The 17,927-nt window shown below is 69.0% G+C and carries 16 protein-coding genes; 8 read left to right on the top strand and 8 right to left on the bottom strand.

Features of this window, described 5'->3' with window-relative positions; translation table 11 throughout:
- The first annotated feature begins 10 nt into the window (after window positions 1–10).
- On the top strand, window positions 11–334 hold the full coding sequence (locus tag ACIA49_RS06335) for a hypothetical protein (RefSeq protein ID WP_396376073.1): 324 nt from the start codon (window positions 11–13) through the stop codon (window positions 332–334).
- Here ACIA49_RS06335 and ACIA49_RS06330 read toward each other — a convergent pair.
- Both ACIA49_RS06330 and paaN read right to left on the bottom strand, forming a co-directional pair.
- Entirely contained in the window at window positions 328–1,713 is a 1,386-nt protein-coding gene (locus ACIA49_RS06330) for a serine hydrolase domain-containing protein (protein ID WP_396376072.1), read from the bottom strand. The two genes, ACIA49_RS06335 and ACIA49_RS06330, sit on opposite strands and share 7 nt — an antisense overlap.
- Window positions 1,706–3,376 carry a phenylacetic acid degradation protein PaaN gene (gene paaN, locus ACIA49_RS06325; protein ID WP_396376071.1) on the bottom strand — a complete coding sequence of 557 codons (1,671 nt, stop codon included), beginning with the start codon at window positions 3,374–3,376 and terminating at the stop codon, window positions 1,706–1,708. The genes ACIA49_RS06330 and paaN overlap by 8 nt, the downstream gene beginning before the upstream one ends.
- Window positions 3,377–3,464: 88 nt before the next feature.
- Here paaN and paaI point away from each other — a divergent pair, with 88 nt between their 5' ends.
- From paaI to paaK, 3 genes are read left to right on the top strand one after another with little or no spacing between them, the layout of a single operon-like run.
- Window positions 3,465–3,890: a hydroxyphenylacetyl-CoA thioesterase PaaI gene (gene paaI, locus ACIA49_RS06320; protein WP_396376070.1), complete on the top strand. Its 426-nt coding sequence runs from the start codon at window positions 3,465–3,467 to the stop codon at window positions 3,888–3,890.
- Window positions 3,887–5,092, top strand: a complete 1,206-nt coding sequence (gene pcaF, locus ACIA49_RS06315) for a 3-oxoadipyl-CoA thiolase (protein WP_396376069.1) — start codon at window positions 3,887–3,889, stop codon at window positions 5,090–5,092. Before paaI ends, pcaF begins: the two co-directional genes overlap by 4 nt.
- Window positions 5,093–5,102: 10 nt before the next feature.
- Window positions 5,103–6,398: a phenylacetate--CoA ligase PaaK gene (gene paaK / locus ACIA49_RS06310; RefSeq protein WP_396376068.1), complete on the top strand. Its 1,296-nt coding sequence runs from the start codon at window positions 5,103–5,105 to the stop codon at window positions 6,396–6,398.
- Here paaK and ACIA49_RS06305 read toward each other — a convergent pair.
- The gene (locus ACIA49_RS06305) at window positions 6,395–7,081 is read right to left on the bottom strand and encodes a DUF433 domain-containing protein (protein WP_396376067.1); all 687 of its coding nucleotides are present in this window, start codon (window positions 7,079–7,081) and stop codon (window positions 6,395–6,397) included. The genes paaK and ACIA49_RS06305 overlap by 4 nt on opposite strands.
- A 195-nt stretch (window positions 7,082–7,276) precedes the next feature.
- On the opposite strand from ACIA49_RS06305, the gene ACIA49_RS06300 reads away from it, so the two are divergent.
- The 3 genes from ACIA49_RS06300 to ACIA49_RS06290 all read left to right on the top strand — a co-directional run bounded on the left by ACIA49_RS06300 (window position 7,277) and on the right by ACIA49_RS06290 (window position 9,079).
- Window positions 7,277–7,816 (top strand): DinB family protein, encoded by a 540-nt coding sequence (locus tag ACIA49_RS06300; RefSeq protein ID WP_396376066.1) that lies wholly within the window; start codon window positions 7,277–7,279, stop codon window positions 7,814–7,816.
- Window positions 7,813–8,325: a DinB family protein gene (locus ACIA49_RS06295; RefSeq protein ID WP_396376065.1), complete on the top strand. Its 513-nt coding sequence runs from the start codon at window positions 7,813–7,815 to the stop codon at window positions 8,323–8,325. Before ACIA49_RS06300 ends, ACIA49_RS06295 begins: the two co-directional genes overlap by 4 nt.
- A gap of 127 nt (window positions 8,326–8,452) precedes the next feature.
- Entirely contained in the window at window positions 8,453–9,079 is a 627-nt protein-coding gene (locus tag ACIA49_RS06290; protein WP_396376064.1) for a TetR/AcrR family transcriptional regulator, read from the top strand.
- Here the strand turns inward: ACIA49_RS06290 and ACIA49_RS06285 are convergent.
- Window positions 9,066–12,311, bottom strand: coding sequence for an ATP-binding protein (locus tag ACIA49_RS06285; protein ID WP_396376063.1), 3,246 nt, complete (start codon window positions 12,309–12,311; stop codon window positions 9,066–9,068). The genes ACIA49_RS06290 and ACIA49_RS06285 overlap by 14 nt on opposite strands.
- 73 nt (window positions 12,312–12,384) lie before the next feature.
- Here ACIA49_RS06285 and ACIA49_RS06280 point away from each other — a divergent pair, with 73 nt between their 5' ends.
- Complete coding sequence (locus ACIA49_RS06280) at window positions 12,385–13,734, top strand: serine hydrolase domain-containing protein (protein WP_396376062.1); 1,350 nt, start codon at window positions 12,385–12,387, stop codon at window positions 13,732–13,734.
- Window positions 13,735–13,737: 3 nt separating this feature from the next.
- On the opposite strand, the gene ACIA49_RS06275 is transcribed toward ACIA49_RS06280, so the two are convergent.
- The 4 genes from ACIA49_RS06275 to ACIA49_RS06260 form a co-directional block, all read right to left on the bottom strand.
- Window positions 13,738–14,553: an ABC transporter permease gene (locus ACIA49_RS06275; RefSeq protein WP_396376061.1), complete on the bottom strand. Its 816-nt coding sequence runs from the start codon at window positions 14,551–14,553 to the stop codon at window positions 13,738–13,740.
- Complete coding sequence (locus tag ACIA49_RS06270) at window positions 14,550–15,533, bottom strand: ATP-binding cassette domain-containing protein (RefSeq protein ID WP_396376060.1); 984 nt, start codon at window positions 15,531–15,533, stop codon at window positions 14,550–14,552. Before ACIA49_RS06270 ends, ACIA49_RS06275 begins: the two co-directional genes overlap by 4 nt.
- Window positions 15,534–15,657: 124 nt before the next feature.
- On the bottom strand, window positions 15,658–16,974 hold the full coding sequence (locus tag ACIA49_RS06265; protein WP_396376059.1) for a nitrate/nitrite transporter: 1,317 nt from the start codon (window positions 16,972–16,974) through the stop codon (window positions 15,658–15,660).
- The gene (locus ACIA49_RS06260; RefSeq protein ID WP_396376058.1) at window positions 16,971–17,672 is read right to left on the bottom strand and encodes a GntR family transcriptional regulator; all 702 of its coding nucleotides are present in this window, start codon (window positions 17,670–17,672) and stop codon (window positions 16,971–16,973) included. The genes ACIA49_RS06265 and ACIA49_RS06260 overlap by 4 nt, the downstream gene beginning before the upstream one ends.
- Window positions 17,673–17,927: the final 255 nt, after the last annotated feature.

The raw sequence follows: 17,927 nt of genomic DNA, 5'->3' as shown, positions 1-17,927 counted from the left end.
GGAGGCCCCCATGCACCGCACTCTGACGTACATCCTGTCCGTCGCGGCCCTGTCCACAGCCGCGGCAGGTCTGGCCGGCACCGCCTCAGCCGCGCCCGCCTCGACCGGCCTGACCTTCTGCGACTTCACCGTCCGCGCCGACCAGACCCCGGCGTACTTCCAGGCCGACGCGTCCTCCAAGGTCGTCGCGGTCTCGGCAGCCGGCCGCGTCGTCCAGCTGAACGCCGCCGCCCGGAATGGCTTCCTGGTCGGAGCGTTCTCTCCGGAGTACACCTACGGCTGGATCCGGCAGTCCGCCGTCCAGGTCGTCGACGGGAGCTGCAAGACCTACTGAGCGACCGTCACCCGGTCGGGCAGCGCGAACTTCTCGACGGGCTGCATCGACAACCCGCTGGACCCACGGATCGACTCGACAGCGCCGTCCGGACCGAAGGTGAAGGCGTACGCCTCGCCGTACGCGCCGTAGCCGGATCCGCTGGTGACGCGCAGCTTGTCGCCGTCGACCTCCAGCGTCTGCGGCTCGGCGGCCGGGTCGGCGTTGGTCGGGTCGATCACGTACAGCCGGCCGCCGAGGACCGCGAAGTCCGTGACCCCCCACAGGCTCGCGTAGCGGCCGGCGAAGCGGTCGAGGCCGGTCGCTTCGCCGCGCTCCTTCGACCCGGCGAGGTCGATCAGCTTCAGACCACCCTCGGCGAGCTGGGTGGCCGGGCCGTCGATGGCGTTGGTGAGGACCGAGATCGCCAACCGGCGCTCGCCGTCGGTGAACGTCTTGGTGATGTGGCCCGGATACCCGCCGGCGTGGCCGAAGTACTCCCGGTCGCCGATCTTCGTGACCTGCAGGCCGAGCCCGTACCGCGGCCCGTCCGCCTCTCCCGTCGTCCAGAGCGGATGCTGCATCTCGCGCTTCGAGCGGTCGGACAGCAGCCGCTCGTCACCAGGGAAATGCGCGGAGAAGTAGCTGACCAGGTCCCGGGCGTTCCCGAAGAACCCGGTCGCGGCGGCCAGCGCCCGCGTGTCCACGTGGTCGATCGGCACCCGCACATCGGCGTACGAGAGCGCGCTGTAGCCACCGGCGTACTCACCGAGCCGGTTCGGATCGAGCTCCGGCCCCAGCCCGGTCAGGCCGAGCTTGTCGACGATCCCGGTCTGCACGAACGCGTTGTACGACGTACCGGTCGCGGCCTCGATGATGAGACCGAGCAGGCCGTAGCCGATGTTCGAGTACTTGAAGCGGTCGTTCTCCGGGAGCACCGCGGAGCCGGAGTCCCGCAGTACGGCGAGCAGTTGCGAGCGATCCGGGAAGAGGGTCCACAGCTGCCACCAGTCGGCGTCGGCGCTGTCCCGCGTGATCCCACCGGCGTGCGCGAGCAACTCGCGGACCGTGCGCTCGCCGAGCGGCGTACCGACCAGCTCGGTGACATGCTGGGCGGCCGTGTCGTCGAGCCGCACCCGGCCCTGCTCGACCAGCTGGAAGATCGCCGTCGCGGTGAAGGTCTTCGAGTGCGAGGCGATCCGGAACAGGTGCTGTTCGGTCAGCGGTACGGCGTTCTCGACGTCGGCGAGACCGTACGCCGCCCCGAACGCCACGCCGTCGTCGACGTACAGGGCGGCCTGCACCCCCGGCACCCGCTGGTAGCGCTGATTGAACGCTAGCCAGCGGTCGTAGTAGGCAAGAGCTTCGCGGAGGGTGGCGGCATCGAGAGCTTCAGGCATGACGCCTAGATTGAATGACCCGGAAGCGACTCGCAACGTATGCGCCGTCGGTATAGGTCGAATTCGCCGCCGGGTTGGCTCCGGTGCCGTGAAAATCACTGAACGCAGCCGACTGGTTCACGAAGACGGGTCCGGTCAGGTTCTCCGACAACGCGACGCCGGCGTCGAGCGCGGCCTCGCGGGCCTGGTCGAGGACACCGGCAGCGGTCGAGTAGATCCCCGCGGTCATCGCGCCACCCTCGGTGACGGTCTGCTGGAACAGCGCGATCGACTCCGCGGTGTCGGCGGTCTTGATCAGGAACGAGACCGGGCCGAAGCACTCACGCCCGAACACGTCGGTGTCCTTGGCGTCGAGCGCGACCAGCAGCGGCGTCCGGACCTTGGCCTCAGGGAAGGCCGGGTGCTTGATCTCCCGCGACTCCAGTACGACGTCGCCGTACTCGCCGGCCAGGTCGAGGCGACTGATCACGGCCTGGTTGACGATGCCGCCGAGGATCTCGACCGCGCGGGCGTCGTCGCCGAGCAGCTTGCTCATCGCACCGGCGATCCCGGCCCCGACCTCCTCGAACGACTTGTGCCCCTCGTCGGTCTCGATCCCGCCGGCCGGGATGAAGATGTTCTGGGTGGTGGTGCACATCTGGCCGGAGTACAGCGCGAGCGTGAAGGCGAGGTTCCCGGTCAGCGCCTTGAAGGCGTCGGTGGAGTCGATGATGACCGCGTTCACGCCGGCCTTCTCGGTGAAGACCGTGGCCTGGGTCGCGTTCTGCTCGAGCCAGTCGCCGAACTCGGTGCCGCCGGTGAAGTCGATCAGCTTCACCTCGGGGCGGGTGGCCAGCGGCTTGGCCAGGCCGTCACCGGCCTTCTCGACGGCCAGGGTGACCAGGTTCGGGTCGAAGCCGGCTTCGCCGAGGACCTCGCGGCAGACCTCGACGGTGATCGCCAGCGGCAGCACGGCCAGCGGGTGCGGCTTCACGACGACCGCGTTGCCGGTGACGAGCGAGGCGAACAGCCCGGGCCAGGAGTTCCAGGTCGGGAAGGTGTTGCAGCCGATCACCAGCGCGACGCCGCGGCCGGTGACGGTGAAGTTCTTCTGCATCCGGATCGGGTCGCCCTTGGCCGGCTTCTCCCAGAGCGCCTCGGCCGGGTAGCGGCTCATCTCCTCGTGCGCGTAGGCGACCGCCTCCAGCGCGCGGTCCAGCGCGTGCGCGCCACCGGCCTGGAAGGCCATCACGAACGCCTGACCGCTGGTGTGCTGGACGGCGTTGGCGAGCTCGAACACCCGCTTGTGCAGCCGGTCCAGGATCTCCAGTACGACGCCGGTGCGGCCGTCGGCTCCGGCGTTACGCCAGCCGGTCAGCCCCTTGCGTGACGCCTCGAGCAGCTCGTCCAGACCCGCCTCGACCGTCCGCGGGTAGGACACGTCCAGCTTGATCCCGAACGGCGACTCCTCGGTCACCACGGTCCCGCGCGCTCCGGGGGTCTCCACGGCGTACGTCGTACCGAGGTGGGCCTCGAACGCGGCCTGGCCGTCGGCGGCCGCCGTCTCGCCGTACACCCGCGGGCTGGGGGACTCCGGGAACGCGGAGTGGTAGCCGCGACTGTGGATCGCGGTCAGAGCGGCGTCGAGACGGTCACGGTGGGCTGCGAGCAGGTCCGAGGTCATGACGATGATGTTACAGTCAATGTCGTAATCGGGGCTAGGGTGTAACAAACCCGTCCCGAAAGCGCACCGTACGAAGGGGCACTTGGGCATGGGCGACGACCTGGCGAACCGCGTGGCCGCGGCGATGTGGGCGGAGGATTCCGCCTCCGCCGGGCTCGGCATGCGCCTGGTCGAGGTCGCGGAAGGTATGGCCTCGGTCGAGATGACGATCCGCGACGACATGGCGAACGGCCACGGCATGGCGCACGGCGGCTTCATCTTCTGCCTGGCCGACTCGGCCTTCGCCTTCGCCTGCAACTCCCGGAACCAGGTCACCGTCGCGCAGGCCTGCGACATCGTCTTCGTCGCCCCCGCCCACCGCGGCGACCTGCTCACCGCCACCGCCACCGAGCGCACGAGCTTCGGCCGCAACGCGGTCTATGACGTGACCGTCCGCCGGGGCGACGATGTGATCGCCGAGTTCCGCGGCCGTAGTCGTCAGTTGTCCGGAACCATCGTGGAGGAGCAGGCATGACGCGTGCGGCGTTTCTCGTGGACGGCGTCCGGACCCCGATCGGCCGGTACGGCGGCGCGCTCGCGACCGTCCGCCCGGATGACCTGGCCGCGCACGCCATCTCGGCGCTGCTCGCCCGGCACGCCACGCTCGACCCGGCCCTGATCGACGACGTCATCCTCGGCTGCGCCAACCAGGCCGGCGAGGACAACCGCAACGTCGCCCGGATGGCGGTCCTGCTCTCCGGTCTGCCGGTCGAGGTCCCCGGGACGACGATCAACCGGCTCTGCGGCTCCGGCCTGGACGCTCTCGCCTACGCCGCCCGGTCGATCATTGCCGGTGACAACGACGTACTGATCGCCGGTGGCGTCGAATCGATGTCCCGGGCACCTTTTGTGATGCCCAAGGCAACGACCGCGTTCTCCCGGCAGGCCGAGGTCTTCGACACCACGATCGGCTGGCGGTTCGTGAACCCGGTGCTGCAGCAGCAGTACGGGATCGACTCGATGCCGGAGACCGCGGAGAACGTTGCCGCCGACTACAACATCTCCCGCGCGGACCAGGACCTGTTCGCGCTGCACAGTCAGCAGCGCGCGGCCAAGGCCCAGGCGAACGGCCGGCTGGCCGAGGAGATCGTGCCGGTCGAGGTGCCGGGCAAACGCGGCGCGGTGACCGTCGTCGACACCGATGAGCACCCGCGCGAGACCACACTCGAAGCGCTAGCCGGGCTCAAGACGCCGTTCCGCACTCCTGGCACTGTCACCGCCGGCAACGCGTCCGGCGTGAACGACGGCGCGGCCGCCCTGCTTGTGATGAGCGGCGAGATGGTTGAGCGCCTGGGCGTCACGCCACTGGCCCGGATCGTCGGTACGGCGACCGCCGGCGTACCGCCGCGGATCATGGGGATCGGACCCGCGCCCGCCACCCGCAAGCTTCTCGCCCGCACCGGTGTCTCGCTGGACGACATCGGTGCGATCGAGCTGAACGAGGCCTTCGCCGCACAGTCCTTGGCAGTCCTGCGCGACCTCGGTCTCCCCGACGATGCCGAGCACGTCAATCCGAACGGCGGCGCCATCGCCCTGGGCCACCCCCTGGGGATGTCCGGCGCCCGTCTCGCCCTCACCGCCGCCCTGGAGCTTCGCCACCGCGATGCCGGGTATGCGCTGGCCACCATGTGTATCGGCGTCGGACAGGGCATCGCGACCCTGCTGGCCCGTCCCTAGGAGTTGTCTCATGCTCGGTGATGCCTGCCCCGAGGAGTTGCTGGACGCCGGTGAACGGCTGTCGCTCGACGAGCTGCGGGCGCGGCAGTTGTCGTTGCTCCAGGCAACAGTGCGAACGACGTACGAGAACGTGCCGCACTACCGGAAGGCACTGGACTCGGCAGGTTTCGCGCCGGGTGATCTGAAGGAGCTGTCCGATCTCGGCCGGTTGCCGTTCACCACGAAGAAGGATCTGCGCGACAACTACCCGTTCGGCATGTTCGCCGTACCGCGGACGTCGGTCGCGCGGGTGCACGCGTCGTCGGGTACGACGGGGCAGCCGACGGTGGTCGGCTACACGCAGCAGGACATCGACACCTGGGCCGACCTGATGGCGCGCTCGATCCGGGCAGCCGGCGGCCGCGCGGGCGACGTCTGCCACGTCTCCTACGGCTACGGCCTGTTCACCGGCGGCCTCGGCGCGCACTACGGAGCCGAGCGGCTCGGCTGCACCGTCGTACCGGTCTCGGGCGGGATGACCGAGCGGCAGGTCGATCTGATCCGCGACTTCGGTGCCCGCATCATCATGGTCACCCCGTCGTACTTCCTGTCGATCATCGACGAGCTGGAGCGGCGCGGGATGGACCCGCGCGACACCCAACTGCGGATCGGCATCTTCGGCGCCGAGCCGTGGACCGAGCAGATGCGCGCCGAGGTCGAGCAGCGCACCGGCATGCACGCCGTCGACATCTACGGCCTGTCCGAGGTGATGGGCCCCGGCGTCGCCCAGGAGTGCGTCGAGTCCAAGGACGGCCTGCACATCTGGGAGGACCACTTCTACCCGGAGATCATCGACCCGGTCACCGGCGAGGTCCTCCCCGACGGCTCCGAAGGCGAACTGGTCTTCACCTCCCTGACCAAGCAGGCCTTCCCGGTCCTGCGCTACCGCACCCGCGACCTGACCAAACTGCTCCCCGGTACGGCGCGCCCGAGCCTGCGCCGGATGGAGAAGATCACCGGCCGCACCGACGACATGATGATCGTCCGCGGCGTCAACGTCTTTCCCACCCAGATCGAAGAACAGATCCTCCTGGTCGAAGGCCTCACCCCGCACTACCTCTGCGTCCTCACCCGCCCCGGCCGCATGGACGAACTCACCGTCCAGGTCGAAGCAGCCCCCGACCTCACCGACCGCGCCACCGCCGCCGCCAAGCTGTCCCGCCGCATCAAGGACCGCGTCGGTGTCACCGCCAAGGTCGAGATCGTCGACCCGCACGCCCTGGAACGCTCGCTGGGCAAGGCGAAACGCATCAAGGACAACCGCTAGATCAAGGGGTCCTGGCTCGCGGCGGCCTGGGCTCTGCGGAAGGCCGGGGGCCGGATGTGCGGGCGGACGAGGGCTTCGACTTCGAAGTCCTCGAGGTCGAACTTGGCCGCGATCTCCCGGTACGACGCTCCGGTGCGAACGCGGTCGAGGACGTCCTCGACGCGGACGCCGGAGCCGGCCAGGACGGGCTGACCGCGGTACTGCGCCGGGTCCACGACCACGTCGATGTCGGAGTAGATCACGAGTCGCAGGGTGGCGGCGTACCGGTCGTCGGCCCAGCCGATGGCGGCCGAGCCGCGGCGGAGGACGCCGGGGAGACCGCCTTGGCTGTCGCGGATGCGTTCCCAGCCGGCCTCGCGGCCTTCGGCGGCGATCTCGATCAGCAGGTCGCGACCGTCGTTAGCGAGCCCTGACCAGGCCAGCGGATACTGCCGTCCGGCCCGTGATCGCAACGCCAACGCTGCCTCGCCGATCGCCTGCAACGACAAGCCGGTACGGCGGAGCTCCCGCAGCATGTGGGTCTCGACGAGCCCGGCGAAGGTCATCGTCGGTTCTCCGCGGCCGCCGGAGCCGGCTTCCAGGGCGCCTGCGCGCAGCCAGTCGCCGAGCGTCGTCGCCGGCAGCCCGAGATGTAACGCCACCTCGGCGCGCGTGTAGAGCGGCCGGTCAAACCGTGGATCCACGTCGAACCCCTTCACGCGGTGCGGGCGCAATGCCCCCAGCCTGCCAGAAATGTGTTTGCCACCGTGGGACGGCGGTGGCTACGGTGCAGCTCTACGCGGAAGGAGGTGAGTGCGATGTTGTGCCGAACCGTCGCGCTGCCCGTCCGCCGTACCTGCGGCTGAGGCCGGGCAGCTCCCAGCACTTTGGAGCTTCGCATGACCGCTGTACCACGTCCGCCACTGACTGCCCCCGAGCGCGAACAGCTGATCGGGTGGCTGGATCACCAGCGTTCGTTCGTGCGGATGAAATGCACCGGACTGTCCGAAGAAGATGCCCACCGCAACGTCGTACCGACGTCGCCCTTGATGACCCCGGCCGGTCTCGTCGCCCACCTGCGGTGGAACGAGTACGGCTGGTTCCAGCTCAGTCTGCTCGGCGTCCCTGACACCGGCCAGACCCCATGGACCGAGGGCGGCCATCCCGACGCGGAGATGCTCGTCGACGACGTACCGATCGCCCAACTGCTCGACGAGTACGACGCCGAGTGTGCGCGCTCGAACGCGGCGATCGCCGACCTTCCGCTCGACACGCTCGAACGGGGCACGGACGCCGCGCACGGCGACCCTGCGTCGCTGCGGTACGTGCTCTGCCACCTGATCGAGGAGACCGCCCGTCATGTCGGACACCTCGACATCATTCGTGAACTGATCGACGGCCGTACTGGCTACACCGAACTTTCCAAGGAGACCCTGTGAGACCACCCCTGGCCGGCGACGAGCGCGAACAGCTCGTCGGCTGGCTCGACCACCTGCGTTCGCTCGTCCGCGTGAAATGCGAAGGACTGAGCGAAGTCGACGCCCATCGCGTGGTGCTGCCGACCTCGCCCCTCACCAACGTTGCCGCTCTGGTCGCGCACCTGCGCTGGGTGGAGTACAGCTGGTTCCAGCAGAACCTCGGCGGCGTTCCCGACACGGGACAGACCCCGTGGACGCCCGACGGTCATCCCGATGCCGAGATGCTCGTGGACGACGTACCGCTCGCGCAGTTGCTCGACGAGTACGAGGCCGAGAACGCGCGGTCCAATGCGGTCGTCGCCGCAATGGACCTCGGCGACCTCGAGAAGGCCGTCGTCCGGGACAGCGGACAGGCGTCTGTGCGGTACGTCCTGTGTCACCTGATCGAGGAGACGGCCCGGCATCTCGGGCACCTCGACATCGTCCGCGAACTGCTCGACGGCGGGGTCGGCTACGAGTCGATGAGCTGACCGATTGCGAACCGGTGGGCCGGTCGTCGTGGCGTGCGTCGGCACGACGACCGGCACCGGTACCGGTGCCGCCAAGGGGTGGATAGGATGTCCGGGATCTGGCACGGGGTAGCCGACAAGAGGTGCAATGAGGGAACCCTCCGTACGCCGTTATTCCGGGCGATCGGTCGAGGAGTGGAAGGCTGCGCGCCGGGAGCGATTGCTGGCCGCGGCATTGGAGTTGTTCGGGACCGAAGGGTATCCGGCGACATCGGTGGAACGCCTGTGTACACAGGCGAAAGTGTCCACTCGGCACTTCTACCACGAGTTTCAGAACAAGGAAGCCGTGCTGCTCGCGGTGCACGCGCAGGTGATCGAGCTGACCGTGCGGAACACCGGGGACGCGATCCGGTCGACCGACGGCCGGCCGGTCCGGGAGCGGATCACCGCGGCGGTCGACAGCTACCTGAAAACCATCATGGCCGACCTGCGCCGGGCGCGGATCTCGTTCGTCGAGGTGGTCGGGACCAGCCCGGCCGTCGAGGAGCAACGGATCGCGTTCCGGGACCTGCTGATCGCGAGTGTGCGGGACGTCGGGGACAGTGCGGCGGCCAAGGGTGAGATCGAGCGCCGGGACTTCCGGTTCGCCGGTCTGAGTTTCTTCGGGGCGGTGAACGCGGTCGTCTACGACTGGATGCTCGCCGACCCGCGGCCGCCCGAGCAGAAGGTGCAGAAATCCCTGCGGGACCTGGCGATTCAGCTCATGACGAGCTGAACCGCTTGCGCAGTTCGGCGAGGGCGTCGTCCCGCGTCATCGCCGCGGCAGCGCCGTACGCCGTCTCGAATCCGTCGCCACCCAGCAGCTCCCGCAGCTGCTCGGTGGCGGCGCGGACGTCGGCGTCCGGCACGCTGCGCATCCCGCGCAGCGCGGCCGCCAGACCGAGGGTCCGGGTTCCGGCCTCCGCTTCACCGAACGCGAGGTCGATCTCGGCGGCGGTGTCGACGATCGTCGCGGTGATCGGCATGTCCGAGCTGCCCAGCGCGACCTCGACCGCCCGGCGGTTCAGCTCGCGCGCCGACTCCAGCTCGCCACGGCGCAACGCGATCCGGCCGGACTGTGCGAGCAACATCGCCCGACCGTGCGGAGCCGTCTGGTCCCAGAGGTCGCCCATCATTGTCTCGGCGCGATCGATCAGCGCCTTCGCCTCGTCCAGCCGGCCGGCCCGCAACTCGATCCGCGAGAAGCCGAACAGCGACATCGCCTCGCCCTCGCGGGAGCCGTTCTCCTCCGCGATCCGCAACGCCTGTTGCTGATCCGCCCGGGCTCCGTCGAGGTCCCCGATCTCGAGCCGGCTGATCGCGGACGCGCCGAGCAGCTGGCCGATGCCTTCCGTCGTACCGAGCTCGGCGAACAGCTTCATCGACTCGTCGAGTGAGTCCAGCGCAGCCTGGTGTTCACCGCGGGCGGCCTGGAGGCTGGCCAGTCCGCGCAGTGCCATCGAGGTGCCCCAGCGATCGCCGAGCTCCCGGAAGCCTTCGAGCGCGACTCCCAGATCGGCGTCCATCTGGACTGGTTCGCCTTCGTTGTCGCGGAACATCGCCAGCAGCAACGCGGCCATGTGCCGGGTCCACGGTTCCGGGTGGTCCCGCGCGGCCTCGAGCTCGCGGAACGCCGTCGCGGTGTCGCGCCGCAGCGCTGCCCACATCGCGTTCACGAACCGGCCGACGGCCGAGTCCCGGACGATCTGGTGCTGCCGCGACAACAGCCGGACCTGGGCGAGCGCCCGCAGCGCCTTCGGAATCATCGCCGCCTGGTCGTCCTCGGCGGACATGGTGCCGAAGGCAAGCATCATCAAGGTGATGGCCCGCTCGACCGGCACGCTCGGGCCCGGTACGGCGAGCGCTGCGCGCATCCAGCCGACCGCCTCGGACGGGCGGCCGCTCATGTTCCAGAGCTCGGCGAGCACGGAGACCATCTGCACCGAGTTCCGCGCCGAGCCGGAGTCGATCGCACTGCGCAGGGCGTCGGTCAGGTTGTCGTGGTCCGCCTTCAACCGAGCGATCCACTCGACCTGCGCCCGGGTCCGGAGATTGGGCGCGGCCTGGCGCAGCAACCGGCGGAAGTACTCGGTGTGCGCCTGCCGGAACCGATCGCGCTCACCGGCCGCCGTGAGCTGCTCGGCGCCGTACGCCCGCACCGTCTCCAGCATCCGGTAGCGCACCGACCGCTCACCGGAGACAGCCTCGACGAGCGATTTGTCGACAAGAGAAGCCAGTACGCCGAGCACCGCCTCCGCCGGGAGGTTGTCATCACTGCACACGCGCTCAGCCGCTTCCAGCGTCGCGCCACCGGAGAACAACGAGAGCCGCCGAGCGACCGCCTGCTCGTCGCTGTCGAGCAGATCCCAGCTCCACTCGACGACGGCGCGCAGGGTCTGATGCCTGGGCAGTGCGGTCCGTGAACCGCTGGTGAGCAAGCGGAATCGGTCGGTGAGCCGATCGACGATCAGCTCCGGGGTCATCGCCCGCAGTCTGGCCGCGGCGAGCTCGATCGCCAGTGGCATCCCGTCCAGCCGCCGGCAGATCTCGGCGACTGCGACGCGGTTGCCATCGGTCAGCGCGAAGTCCGGGCGGACGGCGCGCGCCCGGTCGACGAAGAGCTGGATCGCGGCGTACTCATCGCTGGAGGCATCGATCGGCGGCAACCCCAACGGCCCGACGGGATGCAGGTGTTCACCCGGAATGCTGAGCGGCTCGCGACTAGTCGTCAGCACGCGCAGTCGCGGACAGGCGGCGAGCAGGGAGTCGACCAGCCCGGCAACCTCCTGAACCAAGTGTTCGCAGTTGTCGAGCACCAGCAGGATCCGGCGGTCCGCGATCACCTCGACGAGCCGGTCGGTCGCCGCCCGGCTGGCCCGCAACTGCTTGGGCACGAGACCGGACGTGGGTACGACGTCGACGTACTCACTCGCGCCAAGAGCCGACAGTACGGCGGGCGCCACGTCGGCCGCGTCACCGAGTGGCGCGAGCTCGACGAACCAGATGCCGTCACCGCTCTGCTCCACCAGCGTCCGGCCGGTCTCGGTCGCCAAGCGAGTCTTGCCTGCGCCGCCAGGTCCGACCATCGTGACCAGGCGCGTGCCGTTGCTCAGCAGGCGGCTCAGCTCGGCGACGTCCTCACGACGGCCGACGAAGCTCGTCATCGGTGCGCGCAGGTTGCTCCGCGGCTCGGCCGGCATCGGCGCCGGGCTGGCGGCCGCGACCGGGTCGACCGCATCGCCACGCAGGACCGCGACATGGAGGTCACGAAGGCGTGCACCCGGGTCCGCGCCCAGTTCGTCGGCGAGCGTCGTACGGACTCGCTCGTAGGCCGAGAGGGCCTCGGCTTGGCGGCCATCGGCGTACAGGGCTCTGATGAGGAGCTCGTGGAGGCGCTCGCGGAGGGGATGGGTGGCGGCGAGGCGCTCGAGTTCGGTGGTCAGGTCACGGGCGCGGCCGCAGGCGACCGCGGCTTCGGCGAGGTCCTCGGCCGCGCCGAGCCGGAGCTCGGTCAGCCGGTCCGCCTCGATCGCGGCGAACGGGAGGTCGCGCAGGTCGGCGAGGGCCTCACCGCGCCAGAGCTTGTCGGCCTGGGAGAGCAGCGCGTGGGCTTGCTCCGGTTCGGAGCTGAGCCGGGCGCGGCCGCGTCGTACCAGGTCTTCGAACTGCTGGGCGTCGACGCAGTCCGGGCCGATGGTCAGCGTGTACCCGGCCGGACCGGACTGGATCGAGATGCTCGACTCGGTCACCGGAAGGCTCGAGCGCAACCGGGAGACGAGCGACTGCAGCGCGTTGGCGCTGGGCGCTCCGGTCCCCCACAGACCGTCGACCAGGGTCTCGACGCTGACCGGCTTCCCCGCGCTCAGCGCGAGCCTGGCCAGCAGCCCGCGCAGGCGAACTCCGCGGACGTCGAGCGGAGTCCCGTCGGCCGCCCACATCGCGAGAGGACCGAGCACCGCTATGCGCACCACACCAGCCTCGCACATCCCGCGGTCCGAGGACTCTGCCTTTTGTCATCTCGCTCGCTTATTGTCGACTGTCGTGACCGAACTCGCTGCGCAGACGCAGACCGCCCTCACCCAACTCGTCGCCGAACGCCAGGCCAAGGGCCGCGTCCCCTCCGTGGTGGGCGCCGTCGCTCGCGCCGGGTCGCTGGCCTGGTCGCACGGCGCCGGCTCCGCCGATCTGGCCACTCCAGGAGTCCCGCCGACCGCGGATTCGCAGTTCCTGATCGCCTCGCAGAGCAAGACGCTGACCGCGGTCGCGATCCTCGCGCTGCGCGACGAGGGGAAGCTCAGCCTCGACGACTCGCTCGAGACGCACGTACCGGAGAGCAAGCACGGCGGCGTCACCATCCGGCAGATGCTCAGCCACGCGAGCGGCATGCAGCGCGAACCCGTGGGCGACGTCTGGGACCTGATGAAGTTCCCCGACCGTGACGAGCTGGTCGCCGGCTGGAACGACGCCGACCGGATCGGCAAGCCACACCACCGGTTCCACTACTCGAACCTGGTCTACGCACTGCTCGGCGAGGTCGTCGCCCGCCTCGACGGCAAGCCCTGGTACGACGCCGTCAAGACCCGGATCCTCGATCCGCTGGAGATGCGCCGTACGACGGTCGGCATGGACGGTGGTCCGGCCGCGACCGGCTACTACGTGCCGCCGTTCTCCGACGTACCGGTGCAGGAACCGCTGCTCGACATCAAGGCGATGGCGGCCTGCGGCGGTCTGGCCAGTACGGCGGAGGACCTCGCCAAGTGGGCCATGTTCATCGCGAACCCGGTCTCCGAGGTGCTGTCGGCCGACACCCTGGAAGAGATGTGCCAGGTCCAGATCATGGCCGACACCGCCCGCTGGCAACTCGCCTTCGGCCTCGGGTTCATGCTCTTCCGTCAGGGCAACGAGCTGTACGTCGGTCACGACGGTGGCATGCCCGGTCACATCACCTCGACCTTCGTGCACCGCGCCTCCGGCACCGCCGGCATCTGCCTGCAAAGCTCCACCTCGGCCCCCGCGCCCTCGGCTCTCGCCATCAGCCTGATCGACAAGGTCCTCGAGACCGACCCGCTCCCCGTCGACCCCTGGCTCCCCGGCACTCCGGTCCCCGCCGAACTCACCGGCGTACTCGGCACCTGGTTCACCGAAGGCTCCCCGTTCACCTTCACCGTGAAGGAAGGCGTCCTGCACGGTAAGTCCCCCGCGGCGGCCGACTGGCAGGCCCCCGCCGTCTTCGAGAAGATCGCCGACGACACCTACCGCACCGTCTCCGGCCGCGAGACCGGCGAGCTCCTCACCATCACCCGCGACGCCGGCGGCACCCCGGTGAAGTTGCACTGGGCAACATACCTCTGCACCCGGGAGCCGCTGGCGTTCGCCGACATTCCGCACTGAGCCTCAGGTACGGCGGCGGTAGGCGCGGATGGCCAGTGGGGCGAAGATGGCGACCAGGCCGACCATCCAGGCGAGGGTGATCAGGAGTGGTTTCTGGATCGCGCCGCCGCCCATCAGGGCGCGTTCCAGGTCCACGAGGTGGGAGATCGGGGTGTACCTCGCGAACGTCTGGAGGAAGGCCGGCATGGTGCTGGTCGGCGCGAAGATGTTGCTGCCGAAGGTGAGCGGGAACATCACCAGGAAGGCGATGCCCTGGACGCCCTGGGCGGTCTTCATGGTCAGGCCCAGCCAGACCCAGATCCAGCACATGGACAGGGCGAAGCCGAGGACCATGACGAGTCCTAGCAGGCCGTAGCCGATGCCGTTGTCGAAACGGAAGCCGAGGGCGAAACCGGTGGCCATCAGGATCACGATCGAGAGCATGTAGCGGACGGCGTCACCGAGTACGGCGCCGATCAGCGGGGAGATGCGGGCGATCGGGAGACTGCGGAAGCGGTCGAAGACGCCTTTGGCGAAGTCGTCGTTCAGGCCGACGCCGGTTCCCATCGTGGAGAAGACGACGGTCTGGACGAGCAGGCCGGGGAGCAGCCAGGGCAGGTAGCCCTGCCAGCCCTGCCCCTGGCTCATCGCGCCGCCGAAGACGAACAGGAACAGCGTGAGGAAGATGATCGGCTGGAACGTCACGTCGGCCAGGGCCTCGGGGTTCTGCCGGATCCGGACGATGTTGCGCCAGGCAAGGGTCAGGCTCTGCTGGACCCAGGCGAACGGGCGGGACCGGTGTTCCACCGGCGGGATGTGCTCCAGTGTTGCGGTGGTCATCGGCCCACTCCTTCCAGTACGGCGGGCTGCTCCTCGGCGGCGTGACCGGTCAGGGCGAGGAAGACCTCGTCCAGGCTGGGCAACCGTAGTGACAGTTCGGTGACGGCGATCCCGGCTTCGTCGAGCCGGCGGACGACGACCGGCATCGACGTACCGTCGGTGACCGGTGCGCTGACCAGTGCGTTCACGACGTCGACGCTCGGCCGGACGCCGACGGCCTCGGCGACGATCGCGGCGACGCGTTCGAGGTGGGCAGGCTCGGACGGCCGTACGTCGAGAGTCTGCTTACCTGCTTGGGCTTTCAGCTCGGCGGGACGGCCGGACGCGACCACCCGGCCCTTGTCGAACACCATCAGCGAGTCGGCCAACGCGTCGGCCTCCTCGAGGTACTGCGTGGTGAGCAGCACGGTGGTCCCGTCGAGAACGAGGTCGCGGATCGTCTCCCAGACGCCGTTGCGGGCGTGCGGGTCCAGACCTGTGGTGGGCTCGTCGAGATACAGGATGCGGGGGTTGCCGACCAAGCTCGCGGCCAGGTCGAGCCGGCGCCGCATACCGCCGGAGTAGGTCTTCGCGATCCGCTCACCGGCGTCGGTCAGCTCGAACCGCTCGAGCAGCTTGTCCGCGCGGTCGCGGGAAGCCGTCCGGGACATCCCGAGCAGCCGGCCGATCATGACCAGGTTGCGGCGGCCCGACATGTCTTCGTCGACCGAGGCGTACTGCCCGGTCAGCCCGATGATGCCGCGCACCTTGGCGGCGTCGCGGACGACGTCGTACCCGCCGACCGTCGCGTGGCCGGCGTCGGGGCGCAGCAGCGTGCCGAGGATCCGGACCGCCGTCGTCTTGCCCGCGCCGTTCGGCCCGAGCACCCCCAGTACCGTCCCGGTCGGGACGGTCAGGTCGACCCCGGCCAGCGCAGTCGTGGTTCCGTACTTCTTGACCAAGCCGACCGCCTCGATGGCGACCTGGTTCGATGTGGTCATCGATTCCTCCCAGTGGTGTTGCTTCTCACTGGGATTACCTTGCGCCTGGTCGCTGTCACGGGCCTGGCATCGCTCTGGCAGGCCCGCGACAGCTGGTGTCAGCCCTGACTGTCAGCCCTGACTGTCAGCCCTGGATGGGGACGACCTTGTTGGCGAGCAGCGCCTGGTACGCCTCCGGGTTGTAGCGGGCCAGGTGGCCACGCGCCCGGCGGCGGTACTTGAGGATCTGCCGGATGCCGATCGCCCACAGCACGTACTGGAAGGCCAGCGCGTACTTGAAGTCACCGATCGTCTGCGGAGCTCCACCGGACGAGGCGTCCAGCAGGATCCCGACCATGCCGATGCAGATCAGCGTGGCGATGAAACCGCCGGTGTTCACCATGCCGTTGGCCGCCCCGAACCGGGTGCTCGGGTTAAAGGTCCGTGCGTAGTCCAATCCGAGCATCGACCCGGGTCCACCAGCCGCCTGGACCACGATCAGCAGCAGGAGAACCGGCATCGGGGCCCGACCCGGCCAGAGCAGGACGACGGTCCACATCAGCACCGAGCCCGCGACAACCGCCAGCACGATCCAGGACCGGTAGAACGGGAACTTGGCGGCGTACCGGCCGACCAGCGGTCCGTAGCAGAGTCCCGCGAGCACGGGGAGGATCAGCATCGCCGCCGCGGTCCCGGGCGCGACCCCCTGTCCCTGCACGAGGAACGGGTAGCCCCAGAGCAGGCCGAACGTGCTGCCGGAGAAGCTGGTGGTGAAGTGCGTCCACAGGCCCAGCCGGGTCCCCGGCTCCTTCCAGGCCCGACGCAGGTTGCTGCGGACCTCTGTCATCGACTGCTTGGTACGGCGGAGCGGTTCGTCGTACGGGCTGTTCTTGAGCAGCAAGAGGACGGCGAGACCGGCCACCAGACTCAGAACGCTCGCACCGGCGAACGTGGGCGTCCAACCGAATGCGTGGAACGCAGCGGCCATCGGAGCGGTCGAGACGATCGCACCGATACCGCCGAGCATTCCGGTCGCTTGTGACATGACTGGCTGCCGCAGTGCGGGGAACCAGGCCATGACGACGCGCAGCACGCTGATGAAGACCAGCGCGTCTCCAACGCCCAGTACGGCGCGCGCAGCGAGCGCAGCCGGGTACGAGTCGACCATGCTGAACGCGGACTGCGCGGCGAACAACAGTCCGGATGCAACGATCAGCAGCCGCTTGGAGCCGTATCGATCGAGCAGTACGCCGACCGGCACCTGCATGGCGGCGTAGACAGTCAGCTGTACGACGGTGAAGCTGGCCAACGCGGACGCGGAGATGTGGAAGCGTTCTGCGGCCTGCAGCCCCGCCACACTCATCGAACCGCGGTGCAGCACGGTGACCAGGTAGGTGAAGACAGCAGTGGCCCACACCGCCCAGGCGCGCCGTCCGCCCAGGGGGAAGAGGAGTTCGGTCACCGAATGCCCCGCAGGTCCGCCGCGGCGGAATCGATGTGGGCGACAACGAGCTCACGGAACCGCTTGGCGCTGTTCCCGCCGAGCGCCAGGATCATCTCCTGGTGCGCGATGATCGACTTGTCCATCCGGGCCGGCTGCACCTCGATGCCGGGCACACCCATCCGCACCTGGCGGTCGCGCAGACTGTTGTAGAGCTTGGCGAGAATCTCGTTGCCCGCGGCACCGACGATCGCCTCGTGGAAGGCCCGGTCGGCCTCCAGGAAGCTCTTCGCGTCACCGGCCTTGCGGTGCGCGCGCATCTCGTCGACGCGCGCCGACAGACTCTCGATCAGCTGCTTGCGGCGCGGCCAGACCTTGGCGGCCGCGTGCGTCTCGATCAGCTCACGTGCCTCGAGCACGTCGTTGATCTCCTGCGGCAGCACCGGCAGCACCAGCGCGCCCTTCTTCGGGTACAGCTTGACCAGGCCGGACTCCTCCAGCCGCAGCAACGCCTCCCGGACCGGAGTGCGGGAGACGCCGACCGCGGTGGCCAGCTCGCCCTCCGTCAGCAGCTCCCCACCGGGGTAGACCCGGTCCAGGATGGCTGCCTTCACATACGCGTACACCCGCTCAGCGGCCGGGATCTTGTCCACACCCGGCGCCGACTCGACGACCACCCGAGCGATCTCGGCGGTTTCTTCCCCCAGTTCGAACTGCAACTACCTCACCCAACGACTAGCTGTGCCAAAACATACGGTCGGTATCTCTGTTGTATCTATCCTACACCCACCAGCGGGATCCACAGCTGGCCACCGCTCGTCCCCAACTTCTCCACGAGTTATCCACAGGGTGATCCACATGATGTGGGTACTGAGCGTGAACCGCCGCACGATCGGTAGTGACAAACGCAGGGTTTCCCCTGTCTTGTGGATGAACCAGACCACTTGCCGGTCCGGGGATTTAGAGTCACCAGT

The sequence above is a fragment of the Kribbella sp. NPDC051587 genome (assembly GCF_044453945.1).
GTDB lineage: Bacteria > Actinomycetota > Actinomycetes > Propionibacteriales > Kribbellaceae > Kribbella.
This window is presented reverse-complemented; position numbering and strand designations above follow the sequence as displayed.

Coding starts and splice junctions, on each gene's coding strand:
- ACIA49_RS06335 (WP_396376073.1), top strand. CDS start 11: ATGCACCGCACTCTGACGTACATCCTGTCCGTCGCGGCCCTGTCCACA.
- ACIA49_RS06330 (WP_396376072.1), bottom strand. CDS start 1,713: ATGCCTGAAGCTCTCGATGCCGCCACCCTCCGCGAAGCTCTTGCCTAC.
- paaN (WP_396376071.1), bottom strand. CDS start 3,376: ATGACCTCGGACCTGCTCGCAGCCCACCGTGACCGTCTCGACGCCGCT.
- paaI (WP_396376070.1), top strand. CDS start 3,465: ATGGGCGACGACCTGGCGAACCGCGTGGCCGCGGCGATGTGGGCGGAG.
- pcaF (WP_396376069.1), top strand. CDS start 3,887: ATGACGCGTGCGGCGTTTCTCGTGGACGGCGTCCGGACCCCGATCGGC.
- paaK (WP_396376068.1), top strand. CDS start 5,103: ATGCTCGGTGATGCCTGCCCCGAGGAGTTGCTGGACGCCGGTGAACGG.
- ACIA49_RS06300 (WP_396376066.1), top strand. CDS start 7,277: ATGACCGCTGTACCACGTCCGCCACTGACTGCCCCCGAGCGCGAACAG.
- ACIA49_RS06290 (WP_396376064.1), top strand. CDS start 8,453: ATGAGGGAACCCTCCGTACGCCGTTATTCCGGGCGATCGGTCGAGGAG.
- ACIA49_RS06275 (WP_396376061.1), bottom strand. CDS start 14,553: ATGACCACCGCAACACTGGAGCACATCCCGCCGGTGGAACACCGGTCC.
- ACIA49_RS06270 (WP_396376060.1), bottom strand. CDS start 15,533: ATGACCACATCGAACCAGGTCGCCATCGAGGCGGTCGGCTTGGTCAAG.